The 13,908-nt window shown below is 62.5% G+C and carries 14 protein-coding genes and 1 tRNA gene; 13 read left to right on the top strand and 2 right to left on the bottom strand.

The features are described from left to right. Window positions 1-113: 113 nt before the first annotated feature. From hppD to phhA, 8 genes are read left to right on the top strand one after another with little or no spacing between them, the layout of a single operon-like run. The gene (gene hppD, locus FHS84_RS01895) at window positions 114-1,187 is read left to right on the top strand and encodes a 4-hydroxyphenylpyruvate dioxygenase (protein ID WP_166929722.1); all 1,074 of its coding nucleotides are present in this window, start codon (window positions 114-116) and stop codon (window positions 1,185-1,187) included. Continuing rightward, a complete protein-coding gene (locus FHS84_RS01900) occupies window positions 1,184-2,314 on the top strand; it encodes a homogentisate 1,2-dioxygenase (RefSeq protein ID WP_166929724.1) in 1,131 nt (376 codons plus the stop codon). Before hppD ends, FHS84_RS01900 begins: the two co-directional genes overlap by 4 nt. Next, a complete protein-coding gene (locus FHS84_RS01905) occupies window positions 2,311-3,291 on the top strand; it encodes a fumarylacetoacetate hydrolase family protein (RefSeq protein ID WP_166929726.1) in 981 nt (326 codons plus the stop codon). The genes FHS84_RS01900 and FHS84_RS01905 overlap by 4 nt, the downstream gene beginning before the upstream one ends. A gap of 7 nt (window positions 3,292-3,298) precedes the next feature. Then, window positions 3,299-3,937 carry a maleylacetoacetate isomerase gene (gene maiA, locus FHS84_RS01910; RefSeq protein WP_166930151.1) on the top strand — a complete coding sequence of 213 codons (639 nt, stop codon included), beginning with the start codon at window positions 3,299-3,301 and terminating at the stop codon, window positions 3,935-3,937. Beyond that, window positions 3,927-4,412, top strand: coding sequence for a MarR family winged helix-turn-helix transcriptional regulator (locus tag FHS84_RS01915; RefSeq protein WP_166929728.1), 486 nt, complete (start codon window positions 3,927-3,929; stop codon window positions 4,410-4,412). Before maiA ends, FHS84_RS01915 begins: the two co-directional genes overlap by 11 nt. Then, a complete protein-coding gene (locus FHS84_RS01920) occupies window positions 4,409-5,104 on the top strand; it encodes a CoA transferase subunit A (protein ID WP_166929730.1) in 696 nt (231 codons plus the stop codon). Before FHS84_RS01915 ends, FHS84_RS01920 begins: the two co-directional genes overlap by 4 nt. Window position 5,105: 1 nt before the next feature. Next, window positions 5,106-5,735, top strand: a complete 630-nt coding sequence (locus tag FHS84_RS01925) for a CoA transferase subunit B (protein ID WP_166929732.1) — start codon at window positions 5,106-5,108, stop codon at window positions 5,733-5,735. Between the two features lies 1 nt (window position 5,736). Beyond that, entirely contained in the window at window positions 5,737-6,606 is an 870-nt protein-coding gene (phhA, locus tag FHS84_RS01930; RefSeq protein WP_166929735.1) for a phenylalanine 4-monooxygenase, read from the top strand. A 55-nt stretch (window positions 6,607-6,661) separates the two neighbouring features. Here phhA and FHS84_RS01935 read toward each other — a convergent pair whose 3' ends face one another. Continuing rightward, complete coding sequence (locus tag FHS84_RS01935) at window positions 6,662-8,239, bottom strand: GH39 family glycosyl hydrolase (RefSeq protein WP_208393647.1); 1,578 nt, start codon at window positions 8,237-8,239, stop codon at window positions 6,662-6,664. A gap of 313 nt (window positions 8,240-8,552) precedes the next feature. Between FHS84_RS01935 and FHS84_RS01940 the strand changes: the two genes are divergently transcribed. After that, window positions 8,553-11,207 carry a carboxylesterase family protein gene (locus FHS84_RS01940; RefSeq protein ID WP_166929737.1) on the top strand — a complete coding sequence of 885 codons (2,655 nt, stop codon included), beginning with the start codon at window positions 8,553-8,555 and terminating at the stop codon, window positions 11,205-11,207. Window positions 11,208-11,261: 54 nt separating this feature from the next. Here FHS84_RS01940 and FHS84_RS01945 read toward each other — a convergent pair whose 3' ends face one another. After that, window positions 11,262-11,627: a DUF488 domain-containing protein gene (locus FHS84_RS01945; RefSeq protein ID WP_166929739.1), complete on the bottom strand. Its 366-nt coding sequence runs from the start codon at window positions 11,625-11,627 to the stop codon at window positions 11,262-11,264. Between the two features lie 188 nt (window positions 11,628-11,815). Between FHS84_RS01945 and FHS84_RS01950 the strand changes: the two genes are divergently transcribed. The 4 genes from FHS84_RS01950 (at window position 11,816) to FHS84_RS01965 (ending at window position 13,854) form a co-directional block, all read left to right on the top strand. Continuing rightward, a tRNA-Leu gene (locus tag FHS84_RS01950) sits at window positions 11,816-11,900 on the top strand. A 261-nt stretch (window positions 11,901-12,161) separates the two neighbouring features. Continuing rightward, window positions 12,162-12,497, top strand: a complete 336-nt coding sequence (locus FHS84_RS01955) for a heavy metal-binding domain-containing protein (protein ID WP_166929741.1) — start codon at window positions 12,162-12,164, stop codon at window positions 12,495-12,497. Beyond that, on the top strand, window positions 12,487-12,813 hold the full coding sequence (locus FHS84_RS01960) for a hypothetical protein (protein WP_166929743.1): 327 nt from the start codon (window positions 12,487-12,489) through the stop codon (window positions 12,811-12,813). The genes FHS84_RS01955 and FHS84_RS01960 overlap by 11 nt, the downstream gene beginning before the upstream one ends. A gap of 66 nt (window positions 12,814-12,879) precedes the next feature. Then, a complete protein-coding gene (locus FHS84_RS01965) occupies window positions 12,880-13,854 on the top strand; it encodes a complex I NDUFA9 subunit family protein (RefSeq protein ID WP_166929745.1) in 975 nt (324 codons plus the stop codon). Window positions 13,855-13,908 lie beyond the last annotated feature (54 nt).

The raw sequence follows: 13,908 nt of genomic DNA on the forward strand, positions 1-13,908 counted from the left end.
CGGCCACCACACTCCTGACCCAGCGCAAACTTTGCTTTGTTTGTTCTGCGTTCGATTTTGTTTGCAAATGAAACCATCCTGTCTTTCGATACTCCGAAAACAGGAGGAACGCCATGCCGGATTTGTGGGACAACCCGATCGGCACCGACGGCTTCGAGTTCGTCGAGTACACGGCACCCGATGTCGGACAGCTGCATGCGCTGTTCGAACGCCTCGGTTTCCGCGCCGTCGCGCGGCATCGTTCCAAGGATGTCACGCTGTATCGCCAAGGCGAAACCAACTTCATCGTCAATGCGGAAAAAGGCAGTCACGGCACGCGCTTCGCCGAGGTGCACGGTCCCAGTGCCTGCGCCATGGCCTTTCGCGTCAAGGATGCGGCCCATGCCTTGCGCAAGCTTACGGAGCGCGGCGCAAAACCCTTTGCCGGACAAATCGGCCCGATGGAATTGAACATTCCCGCCATCGAAGGCATCGGCGGCAGTCTTATTTACCTCGTCGACCGTTACGGCGAGCATTCCATTTACGATGTCGATTTCGTTCCGACCGATCCCGCGAAAGGGCTTACCCACGAGGGGACCGGCATCACGGCGATCGACCACGTCACCCACAACGTCTATCGCGGCAACATGGACCAGTGGGCCGGGTTCTACGAAAGGCTCTTCGGTTTCCGCGAGATCCGCTATTTCGATATCGAAGGCAAGCTGACCGGTTTGAAGTCGCGCGCGATGACGAGCCCCGACGGGAAGATCCGCATCCCCATCAACGAATCCGCCGACGACCGTTCGCAGATCGCGGAATACCTGTCCGACTACAAGGGCGAAGGCATCCAGCATATCGCGCTCGGTACGACCGATATCTACGAAACGGTCGAGCGGTTGCGGGCGGAGATTGCGTTCCTCGACACGCCCGACACCTATTACGAACGGCTCGACAACCGCATCAAAGGCCACGGCGAGGATGTCGAGCGCCTGCGCCGCGACCGTATCCTGATGGACGGCGCACCCGACGAGAACCAGGGGCTGCTGCTGCAGATATTCACCCAGAACGCCATCGGACCGATCTTCTTCGAGATCATCCAACGCAAGGGAAACGAAGGCTTCGGCGAAGGCAACTTCCGCGCGCTGTTCGAATCCATCGAACTCGACCAGATCCGCCGCGGTGTTCTCGATCCGGGGGCAAGATCATGAGCGCCAAAGGCTGGATTCATCTGCCCCGTAAGGAAGGGACGACCTCGCGCCAAGCGCATGCCGACCTTCCCGCCGGCAGCTTTGAACGCGAAATCGGCCGCGACGGCTTCTTCGGCCCGGCGAGCCACATCTATCATCCGCATCCGCCGACCGGGTGGACGAGCTTCGAAGGGCCCATGCGGCCGCGCGCGTTTGATGCCGTCGCGGCAGCGCAGGAGAGTTCCGATCCGCTTCGGGCGCAACCGCTGCTTCACAATGCGGCGGTAAAGCTGCGCATCTGGTCTGCCGACCGGCCGATGCGGGATCTGGTGCGCAACGCCGACGGCGACGAGCTGCTGTTCGTGCACCAGGGTGTCGGCGATCTGTTCTGCGACTTCGGTCATATGGCATATGGCGAGGGCGACTACATTCTGATGCCGCGCGGCACGATGTGGCGGCTGGAGCCATCTCAACGCACGGTGGCGCTGTTGATCGAAGCTACCAATGGCGCGTTCAAGCTGCCCGAGCGGGGCATTCTCGGTCCGCATGCGATCTTCGATCCCGCCGCGCTCGAAACGCCGGCTCTCGACGAGGCCTTTAAGGCGCAACAGGGCGACTGCCAAACGCGCGTACTGGTGAAGCGCCGCGATGCCATTTCGACCATCACCTACCCCTTCAACCCGCTCGATGCGATCGGCTGGAAAGGCGAGATCGCGGCGATGAAGCTCAACTGGCGCGACATAAGGCCGGTGATGAGCCATCGCTACCACCTTCCGCCCAGCGTCCACGCGACGTTCGTCGCCGACCGCTTCGTCGTCTGCACCTTCGTGCCCCGGCCGATCGAATCCGATCCGGGCGCCCTCAAAGTGCCGTTCTTCCATTCCAACGACGATTACGACGAGGTCATCTTCTATCACGCGGGCGACTTCTTCAGCCGCGACAACATCAAGCCGGGCATGATCACCTTTCACCCGAGCGGCTTCACGCATGGTCCTCATCCCAAGGCGTTCGCAGCGGGCGCGCAGCGTGCCCGGAACTCGACCGACGAGGTTGCCGTCATGATCGATGCCCGCGACGCGCTCGACATGAGCGAGGCGGCCCGCGTCCAGGAAGTCCCCAGTTACGCCGACAGCTGGAAATCGCCATGAAGCTGGCGTCGCTCCGGCACGGACGGGATGGCCGACTGGTGGTGGTCGACCGCAATCTCGAAATCTGTGTGCCGGTTCCCGATATTGCAGCGACGCTGCAAGTCGCGCTGGATGATTGGCACCACGTGGCGCCGCGCCTTGCTGACATTTATCGCCAGATGAATGAGGGCCGAGCCGACAACGCGCGCCCGTTCGATCCCAAAGCCTGCGCCGCACCGCTGCCGCGCGCCTATCAATGGGCGGACGGATCGGCGTATGTCACCCACGTCGAACTCGTACGCAAGGCACGCGGCGCCGAGATGCCGCAAAGCTTCTGGACCGATCCTCTGATGTACCAGGGCGGCTCGGACGCTTTCATCGGCGCCACCGACCCGATCCTTGCCGCCGATGAGGCCTGGGGCATCGACTTCGAAGGCGAAGTTGCGGTGATTACCGGTGATGTGCCGATGGGCGCCACGGACACGGAACGCCATATCAAGCTCCTGATGCTGGTGAACGACGTTTCCCTGCGCAACCTCATTCCCGGCGAACTGGCGAAAGGGTTCGGCTTCTTCCAGTCGAAACCGGCGACCGCGTTTTCGCCGGTGGCGGTGACGCCCGATGAGCTTTCGGGAGCATGGCACGACGGCAAGGTGCACTTGCCGCTCACCGTCACGCTCAATGGCGAGACGTTCGGAACGCCGGATGCCGGAGACGACATGACATTCGCCTTTCCGCAGCTTATCGCGCACGCGGCGAAAACGCGTTTTCTCAGCGCCGGCAGCATTATCGGATCGGGCACGATTTCGAACCGCGATGCGGCACGGGGCTCCGCCTGCATTGCCGAAAAGCGCATGCGCGAAACCATCGCCGACGGGGCGCCCAAGACGCCATTTCTCCGTTTCGGCGACAGCGTCCGTATCGAGATGCTGGATCCTCAAGGGCATTCGATCTTCGGTGCCATCGACCAGATCGTGGCGCGATACGAGGGAGGATGACGTGGCGATGCGGCTTTACACCTATTACCGCTCTTCGGCAGCGTATCGCGTGCGCATCGCGCTCAATCTGAAAGGCCTTTCGTACGAAGCCGTCGCGGTGCACTTGCGCAAGAACGAGCAGAACGCGGCAGCCTATCGCGCCATCAATCCGCAAGGCCTGATTCCGACATTGACCGCGGACGGCCATGCCATCGGCCAGTCGCTGGCCATCATTGAATATCTCGACGAAACGCATCCGGAGCCGCCGCTGCTGCCTCCAGAACCGCATGCCCGCGCCCGCGTGCGCCAGATTGCCTATGTCATCGCCTGCGATATCCATCCGCTCAACAATTTGCGCATGCTGCGCCACTTGAAGGACAGGCTCGGGCTGGACGATGACGCGCTGACCGTCTGGCAGCACCATTGGATGGTCGAGGGATTTGCCGCAATCGAAACCTTACTCGCGGATTCGCCCGATACCGGCCGCTTCTGTCACGGCGACACGCCCGGCCTCGCGGACATCTGTCTGGTGCCGCAGATCTACAATGCCCGCCGCACCGGCGTCGATCTTGCGCCGTATCCGACGATGACGCGGATCGAAGCGGCGTGCCAGGAGCGTCCCGCCTTCGCGGCCGCTCATCCTACGAGGCAGCCGGATGCGGAATGACGACGAACGGCTGGATCTGGCGTACTTCCTGCCGTACCGGCTTTCGGTGCTCACCAACCGCGTCAGCGCAGCGATCGCGCGACAGTATGCCGAGCGTTTCGATCTCACTCCGGCGGAGTGGCGCGTGATGGCGGCGCTCGGCAACACGCCGGGTCTCTCCTCGCGCGAGGTCGCCGCCCGCACTGCTATGGACAAAGTGCAGGTCAGCCGCGCCGTCGCCCGGCTAGTCGATGCCGGCCGCGTCAACCGGTCGGTGGATGCCAATGACGGCCGCATCGCGCGGCTGCGCCTGAGCGCCAGCGGACGCGCGATCTATCGCAAAATCGTGCCGCAAGCATTGCAGATCGAAGCCCAACTGGTAGAGCCGCTGAGCGGACCCGAACGCGACCAGTTCGACCGCATCCTGGCGAAGCTCGACCGCCAGATCGATATTCTGGCCGGAGTGTTGGAACGGGAACCGGAGGGAGGAATATGAAAGTCTACAAATCCGCACGCGACGCCCTTGAGGGCGTACTGTTCGAGGGCATGACCGTGATGAGCGGCGGCTTCGGGCTGTGCGGCATTCCGGAGAACCTCATTCCGGCGCTGCGCGATTCCGGCGTCAAAGGGTTGACGGTGATCTCGAACAATTGCGGCATCGACGATTTCGGCCTCGGCATCCTTCTGCACACGCGCCAGATCCGGAAAATGATTTCCTCTTATGTCGGCGAGAACGCCACATTCGAACGCCAGTATCTCGCCGGCGAGTTGGAGATCGAGTTCAGCCCGCAAGGTACGCTTGCCGAACGCATCCGCGCCGGCGGGGCGGGCATTCCCGGCTTCTACACCAAGACGGGCGTCGGCACGGTGGTCGCCGAAGGCAAGGAGCACAAAGTGTTCGATGGCGAAACCTACATTCTCGAAACCGGCCTGAAAGCGGACCTCGCCATGGTCAAGGCTTGGAAGGGCGACGCGGAAGGCAATCTCGTTTACCGCCATGCCGCGCGCAATTTCAATCCAATGATGGCGATGGCCGGCAAGGTCACAGTGGCGGAAGTCGAAGAGTTGGTGCCGGTGGGTTCGCTCGATCACGACCAGATCCATACGCCCGGAATCTTCGTGCAGCGGATCATCCAAGGTCCGACGTATCAAAAACGGATCGAAAAGCGCACGGTGCGGGGAGACTGATATGGCCTGGACACGCGAAGAGATGGCCAAACGTGCGGCGCAGGAGCTGCGCGACGGCTTTTATGTCAATCTCGGCATCGGCATTCCCACCCTGGTTGCGAACTATGTGCCGGACGGCGTGCATGTGACCTTGCAATCCGAGAACGGCATGCTCGGATTGGGTCCGTTTCCGCGCGAAGACGAGGTCGATCCCGATCTCATCAATGCCGGCAAGCAGACAGTGACGGCGCTGCCGCAGACCTCGTTCTTCTCCTCGGCCACGAGCTTCGCGATGATCCGCGGCGGTCACATCGACCTCGCCATCCTTGGCGCGATGGAGGTGTCGGAGAAAGGCGACCTCGCCAACTGGATGGTGCCGGGCAAGCTCGTCAAAGGCATGGGCGGAGCCATGGACCTTGTCGCCGGCGCGCGGCGCTGCATCGTCACCATGGATCACACCGACAAAAAGGGAAATCCGAAACTGTTGCGGCATTGTACGCTGCCGCTGACCGGCCTTAAGTGCGTCGACCGGATCATCACCAATCTCGGCGTGTTCGATGTCGTCGAAGGTGGGTTGCGGATCGCACAGACCGCACCCGGCGTTACCAACGAAGAAATCCGCGCCAAGACGGAAGCCAGAATGGTGGACTGAAATGCCGAACCTCGACGAACTGCGCCGCAGTCATCCCGATATCGCCGAAGACTTCACCATCCCGCAACGCTGGGACCACTACACCGTTGCGGAACACGCCGTTTGGCAGACCTTGTTCGAGCATCAATCGAAAATCCTGCCGGGCCGCGCCTGCCACGAGTTCCTTGATGGCCTCGCCAAACTCGGCCTCGCGCCCGACCGCATCCCGGATCTCGAACGCTTGTCCGATAAGCTCGAGAAAGAGACGGGCTGGCGCGTTGTGGCGGTTCCGTCGCTGGTGCCGGATGCGGTCTTCTTCGACCATCTCGCCGCCCGGCGCTTTCCGGCAGGACGCTTCATCCGCAAACCCGAACAGCTTGACTACATCGAAGAGCCGGACATTTTCCACGACGTGTTCGGCCATGTCCCGATGCTGGTTCATCCCATGTTTGCCGACTACATGCAGGCCTACGGCAAAGGCGGGCAGCGCGCGCTTGCCGAATTCAACGCTCTGAAGAATTTGGCGCGGCTCTATTGGTACACTGTCGAATTCGGCCTGATCGCGACGTCGCACGGTCTGCGCATCTACGGCTCCGGCATCGTATCGTCGCGCGCGGAGTCGGTTTACGCCGTGGAAAGCCCCTCCCCCGACCGCATCGGCTTCGAGCTCGAACGCGTCATGCGCACCGATTACCGCATCGACGATTTCCAGGATTGCTATTTCGTCATCGAGTCCTTCGAAGCCCTGCTGGCCGAGACCACGAAGGATTTCGCCGCGCTTTACGCCCGGCTGGCCGCTGGACCGACATACCGGCCCGGCGAGATTATACCCGGTGATCGCGTGATGACGCGCGGCAGCCACAGCTACAGGCCCGGCAGTCACGCGGCTTGATGGAGAACAGCAGAACGAGGACCGCGCATGTCCGCGCAGTCCTCGCTTCTATCACTCAGTTCGCGATCGGCTTCAGCACGATCTCGTAGCAATCGTTGGCGCGCATCGGCAGAGTCTTGCTGAAGCGGCCGCCCTTGACTTCGACCGTTTCGCGGATCGCAGGCGCTCCCGAGCTCACGCTTTTCAGACTGTCCACCTGGGCCCGCGTCAACTGCTTCGGCGATCCCATCTTGGCATACGCGGTGAACGCGTCATTCTGTTGATAGCCGATTTGATAGACCGACACCTCGTAGCGGCCATCGGGCACGCTGGTCAGGTTGAGCGCCGCGGTGCCTTTGCCGACCGTCGGCAGTTCCTGTTTGTAGTAGATCTGGTCGTTGCTGCCCTTGGGCGGCACCACCGGCGAATAATCCCAGAACAATGCCGTAATCGAACCGTCCTTCGCCTTGGTGATCCAGGATTGCCGGTCGTTCACTGCCACGTCGTCGCCCCGAAGCCGGCTAAGGAACGCGAAGGCGTGATAGGACGGCTTCTTGATCCCTTGCAGGTTCATCAGACCGAAACCACCGTGGAACGGCGTGAAGCGCGGCCCGAGCTCCTCGAAAATGTCGGTGAAGGTCCAGTAGGACAGCGAATCCACGTAGGGCGTGGCGCGCTTGACCACATTCAGGATGAAGCTCGCCTGATGGTACTGGTCGTGCATGTAGTCCGTGGGCGTATAGGCGGAACTCCATTCGGTGAAGTGCAGCTCGCGTCCCTTGAGCGACGTGGCGTCGATCAATTCGCGCGAGTGGCGCATACGTCCGCTGACCCGCTCGGGATCGGGATCGATGACCGTGCCGGCAAAACCGGTCTCGTCGAGATAGCCCTCGTTCACGCCGTAGGCATGCAGCGCGATGAAATCGGCCGGAATCGAAGGATTGGCGAGCAGCCACTTCTCGAATGCGATCTCGGCCGCATAAGGCACGGCAGAGGCCGGGCCGCCGATCCGGCATTTGGCGCATTCGGCACGGATCGCTTCGGCCGTGGTCTTGTAAAGCGACAGGTAGTCCTCAAGCGGATGAGGCCAGAAGCCGCGAATGTCCGGCTCGTTCCACACCTCGAAATACCAGTGATTGATCTCGTCCTCGCCGTAACGCTCCTTGAAATGCGCCACCAGCGCGCGCATCAGCGTCGCCCATTTGGCGGGATCCTTCGGCAGAGAAGTGTTGCCCTTCCACCAGAAAATCGTCGAGTTGCCGCTCGCCAGTTTGGAAGGCATGAAGGTCAATTCCACGAAGGGCCGGATCTTCAGCTTGAGCAGTGCGTCGTAGAGCGAGTCGACATATTGGAAATTGAACTGGGGATTGCCGGCTTTGTCCTCGCTGTAGACGCCCATCTCGTCGGTGAGCAGACCGTGCATCCGCAGATAGCGGAAGCCGATTTCCGATTGCACCGTCGCGAGTTGCTCCTGCCAATCAGCACGCAGCCCCTCCGCGGCGCGTCCCGCTCCCACCGCCTGCAACGGCACGGCGGAATGCGGGCCTGTCACCTTCGCCAGATCGGCGCGGATGACGCGATGCTGCGGCGTGACGCCGAAGCTGGGCACAAGCAACAAAACGGCGGAAACCACGGCCGCGCAAAATACACGCATTGGAACACTCCCTCCTGAGCGGCGGTATGTTGTTATCGCTCCGATCACGAAGCCGCTTCGCCGCAACTGCCAAAATAAATGTCTGATAAATTACGAAGCGGCTCAAGCCTCCCCTGGTAAAAGGCGCGTGACCGTTTCGCCCACTTACGCCTGGACTTTTCGCGGGTGAATCGCGAAACCGCCTTGCCGACAAACTTTGACAAACTTGATTAGGCCATCCGCCAATAGTCAGACTATTCGATCCTCCGACGCGCGGTTAGCATGGCGTCAACAAGCCGGCCCCAGTCAGGGCCGCTTCCGGAGGGAACTGCTGATGAAAATGACGTGGATGGCACTGGCCATCGCGGCGACCTGCGCAATGAGCGTTGGCGCGCCGGTCAAGGTAGACCAGGGACTATTGGAGGGCACGGTCGAAGACGGACTTTCCGTCTATCGCGGCATTCCCTTCGCGGCGCCGCCGGTCGGCGATTTGCGCTGGCGCGCACCGCAGCCGGCCGCGAAATGGACCGGCGTTCGCAAGGCGGACAAATTCGGTCCTCAATGCGTTCAAGGCGGCTTCGGTCCGCCCGATCCCAACGCTGGGCCGATGAGCGAGGATTGCCTCTATCTCAATGTGTGGAGCCCGGCCAAGACGGCAAAGGACAAGGTTCCGGTGCTGGTCTGGATTTACGGCGGCGGCTTCAATGGCGGCGCCACCTCGATCCCCGGCTATAGCGGCGAAGTGCTGGCCAAGAAAGGCGTCGTGCTGGTGTCGATCGCGTATCGCGTCGGCACGCTCGGCTTTCTCGCTCACCCCGAACTGAGCGCGGAATCGCGCCAGCACGTTTCGGGCAATTACGGCCTGCTCGACATGATCTCGGCGCTCGCCTGGATCAAAAAGAACATCGCGGCCTTCGGCGGCGATCCCAACAAAGTGACGATCTTCGGCGAATCCGCCGGCGGCATTGCGGTCAGCATGCTGAGCGCCTCGCCGGTTGCCAAAGGCCTGTTCCAAGGCGCGATCTCGGAAAGCGGCGGTTCGTTCGGTCCGCCGCGTGCGGCGGGCGGTCCAGGCGAAAACATGCGCCTGTTGGCCACTGCCGAAAAGGACGGCCTCGCCTTCCAAGTGGGTGCGGGAGCGAACTCGCTCGCCGATCTGCGCAAGCTGCCGGCCGAAAAGCTGGTTGGTCTGACTCGCGGGCTGGCGTGGCCGATCGTCGACGGCTGGGTCATTCCGAGCGATCAGGTTTCGCTCTATGACGCCAAGCGCTTCAACGACACGCCCATTTTGGTCGGCTACAATTCCGACGAAGGCCTCAGCTTCTCGCATTACGCCACGCCGCTGGACTACATCGACAGCGTGAAGGGCCGTTATGGGCCGTTTGCCGGCAAGCTTCTCGAAGCCTATCCGGCCGGCGCAACCGGTCATCCCAAATCGGCGCGCGATCTGTCCCGCGATGCGGCGTTCGGCTGGCACACCTGGACCTGGGCCAAGAAGCAAGCGAGCCTCGGCAAGTCGAAAGCCTATCTCTATTACTTCGACCAGCATCCCGACTTCGCCGCCAATTCGCCCCAGGCCGGATACGGCGCCTGGCATGGCCGCGATGTGCCGTATGTGTTCGGTCACTTGAACGATCTGCAGAAGGAAACGCCGTCGGCATCCGACCGCGTGATTTCCGATGCGATGGTGACCTATTGGACCAACTTCGCCAAATACGGCACGCCCAACGGCAACGGCGCTCCGGAATGGCCGGCTTTCACGGAAGACAATCCCCAGACCATGGTGCTGGCCGGCACGCCGCATCCCGGCAAGGTCGACAACGAAGCCGGCCTCAAAACGCTCGATGCCTATTTCACCTGGCGCCGCTCGGCGGAAGGCGTCGCGGCATCGGCGGTGGAAGATGCCAAGCCTGCGCCGACCAATGTGATGGGCGCCCAGTATCCGCGCGTGCTCTCCGACAAGCGGGTGGCGTTCCAGATCAAGGCGCCTGAGGCCAAGTCGGCCGACATCGACATCATGGGTCATAAGTATCCGATGACGCGCGGTGCCGACGGGACGTTCAGTGTCGTTACGCCGCCGATCGTCGAAGGTTTCCACTACTACGCGCTCGATGTCGACGGCACGCGGCTGAACGATCCGGGCAGCCACGCTTTCTTCGGCACCGGCATCGATGCCAGCGGCATCGAGATTCCGGAAGACGGCGTCAGCTACTATCTCGCCAACAACGTGCCGCACGGCGATGTCCGCATCCGGATGTACAAGTCGAAAGTCACCGGTCAGATGCGCCGCGCTTTCGTCTACACGCCGCCGGGCTATAACGCCGACACATCGAAGCGCTATCCGGTGCTCTATCTGCAGCACGGCATGGGCGAAGACGAAACCGGCTGGATCTTCCAGGGCCACGCCAACTACATCCTCGACAATCTCATCGCCGCAAAGAAGGCGGTGCCGATGATCGTGGTGATGGACAACGGCTATGCCGCAGCACCGGCTGGTCCGTTCGGCCCGGCTGCGCCGGCCGGGCGGCCTGACATGAAAAGCTTCGAGCGCGTCATGCTCGAAGACGTGATCCCGATGATCGACGCCGACTTCCGCACCATCGCGGACCGCGATCATCGCGCCGCGGCCGGCTTGTCGATGGGGGCCAACCAGATGACACATCTGGCCACCGGCCACCTCGACACCTTCGCTTATGTCGGCGGCTTCAGCGGCACGATGAACGGGCTTTCCACCGATCCGCTCGATGCCGCCACCGCGTTCGACGGACGCTTCAAGGATGCGGCGGCGTTCAACGCCAAGGTCAAACTGTTCTGGCTTGGCCTCGGTACGCAGGAACCGATGCCGTTCCCCAAATCGGTCGGCGCGTTCCGCACCATGCTCGACAAGGCCGGCGTGAAGTATGTGTTCTTCTCGTCGCCCGGCACCGCCCATGAGTGGCTGACCTGGCGCCGCGACCTCAACGACTTCGCGCCACGACTCTTCCACTGAGCATCCAGACAAGAGAGGCCCTGCTTCGGCGGGGCCTTTTTTTGTGCGTGCCGCTCAGCGTCGCAAAAGCTCTTCGAGGACCACAGCCTGGTTATGCCGTTCGTCCTTCGCGCCATAGAGGAGCGTGACGCGGCCCTTGCGGACCAGACTGCGCAACTGCTTCAGCGCCTCGGGATTGGCGGCAAGTTCCGCCTTATACCGCCGGCGAAACTCGCTCCAGCGTTCCGGATCGTGGCCAAACCAGCGACGCAGTTCGTTGCTCGGTGCGATGTCCTTCATCCAAACGTCGGCGGCCGCCTTGGTGCGCGCCAGTCCGCGCGGCCACAGCCGGTCCACCAGGACTCGGGTTCCATCTTCGGGTACGGCGGGCAGATAGGCTCTTTTCAGGAGTACTTCGCCGGAACGTTTCGATCCTGCCATCGCGATACCTCCTGCCTCCGGCAATGATACCCAACTCTCCGTGACGCTTCGGGTTTCGGGGTCCCGAATGGCCGCCATCCCGGCGGGCCATGCGGGCGAAAAGTCGGCTCGACACCTGCGGCAGCAGGACCGAGCAGGCGCGTTGACTTAAGGCCGCGACCTCCCTAAACAAACCGCCCCAAGCCCGTGCCCAGATGGCGGAATTGGTAGACGCACTAGTTTCAGGTACTAGCGCTGCAAGGCGTGGAGGTTCGAGTCCTCTTCTGGGCACCATTTCAGCCGGTTTGGCTGTCCCAACATTTTGATTCCAAAGGGTATTTACTCCCGCTCCCATGGTGGGCGGGCGGTAAAGGCGCTTGTCGTAGCGAGCCGTCCGATCCGGGGCTAGGGAACGGGCCGCTCTCTCCCGTGCAGCCATGGCAAGGGACATCAAGGCGTCCCGCGGAATACCGAATCGATGGCCCCGGCGCGGTCGCTCCCTATATATAGACGCGGGACACGGCCCGTCCGGACGTCCCCTCAAGGGAGGTGTCGATGCTGGTAGCCACAACCGAAACGGTCCCCGGATACCGCCGGGTGAAGACCCTCGGCCAAGTGTTCGGCGTCGTGGTCCGCTCGCGCGGGCTGGGCGGCAACGTCCTGGCAGGACTGCGCTCGATCGTCGGCGGCGAAATCCATGAATACACCCAGCTTCTTGAAGAGGCGCGGCGGCAGGCCGTCGACCGGCTGGTCACCAACGCCACCGCCATGGGCGGCAACGCCGTCCTGATGATGCGCTTCGATTCCTCGGAGATCGGCCAGTATATGAGCGAGATCGTCGCTTACGGCACCGCGGTGGTGCTGGAACAGGAGCCGACCAATGCTGCGTAATGTGGTTCTCGCCATCGGCGGCGCGATGCTTATTTTCGGCGTAATGGGCATGGTGGCGGGGTCGTTTACCGTCGGCGTCCCCGTCGCCGTCTGGGGCGCGATCTTCGTGTTCGGCATCCTTTACGAGCGCTATGCCTACAAGAGCCTGGTCGACAAAGTGCCGACCGGAAAAGGCTGGACCCGAACCACCGAGCGGTTCGTCGACGAGAAGAGCGGCCGGACCGTGACCGTCTACGTCAAGCCGCTCACCGGCGAACGCGCCTATGTGACGGAGCCGGTCGCCCCTGCGGCGCCCCCGCCGGTCGTAGAAGGATGACATGGCGGGCCCGGCGTGCCATAGAATGGGTCTAATTCAAGAGTTGTCTCACTTCAGGATCACGTCATGCCCAACGATCTCGTTACGGTTTTCGGCGCTTCGGGATTCGTCGGCCGCCATATCGTGCGTGCCCTCACCGCCCAGGGGTTTCGCGTCCGGGCGGTCTGCCGCAAGCCGAATCTGGCGAATTACCTGCTGCCCGCCGGGCATGTCGGTCAGATTCAGCTATTGAAAGCCAATATCAATAACGAGGAAGACGTCGCCCGCGCGCTCGAAGGCGCCGTGGCGGCGGTGAATGCGGCCGGCGTGCTGTTCGGTCATGGCCTGCAGAGCCTCGAAGCCATCAATGCCGATGCCTCCGGACGGATCGCCCGCGCCGCTTTGAAGGCCGACGTCGGAACGCTGGTGCATGTGTCGGCGATCGGCGCCGATACCCAGGCGATCAGCGAATACGCCCGCACCAAAGGTCTCGGCGAACGGGCGGTGCACGAAGGCTTTCCGCGTGCGGTCATCATGCGCCCGTCGCTGGTATTCGGACCGGAGGACGCGTTCTTCAACCGGTTCGCCGCAATGGCGCGTTTCCTCCCCGCCCTGCCCTTGATCGGCGGCGGCAAGACCAAGTTCCAGCCGGTGTTCGTCGGCGACGTGGCGGCGGCGGTGGCGCGGGCGGTGTCCGATCCCGCGATGGCCGGGCGCACCTACCAGCTCGGCGGCCCGAAGACCTATACTTTCCGCGCCCTGCTCGAATTCATTCTCGCCGAAACCGGCCGCAAGCGCCTCTTGATGCCGCTGCCGTTCTGGCTTGCGGGGCTCCAGGGCTTCTTCCTGCAAATGCCGAGCTTCATCCTGCCGATCAAACCGATGCTGACGGTCGATCAGGTGCGGCTGCTGAAATCCGACAACATCGTCCAGGACGGCGCCTTCACGCTCGACGATCTCGACATCGAGCCCACGAGCGTCGAGAAGATCGTGCCGACCTATCTCTGGCGCTTCCATCCCAAAGGCCAGTTCCGCGACGTGCAACGGCTCGCCGCGCACTAGAGCGCTTTCAGGAGCCGATAGCGCCAGCGTGGTCGGCGGCTTCCGGTTTTCCGT

The organism is Rhizomicrobium electricum (assembly GCF_011762045.1).
Lineage (GTDB): Bacteria > Pseudomonadota > Alphaproteobacteria > Micropepsales > Micropepsaceae > Rhizomicrobium > Rhizomicrobium electricum.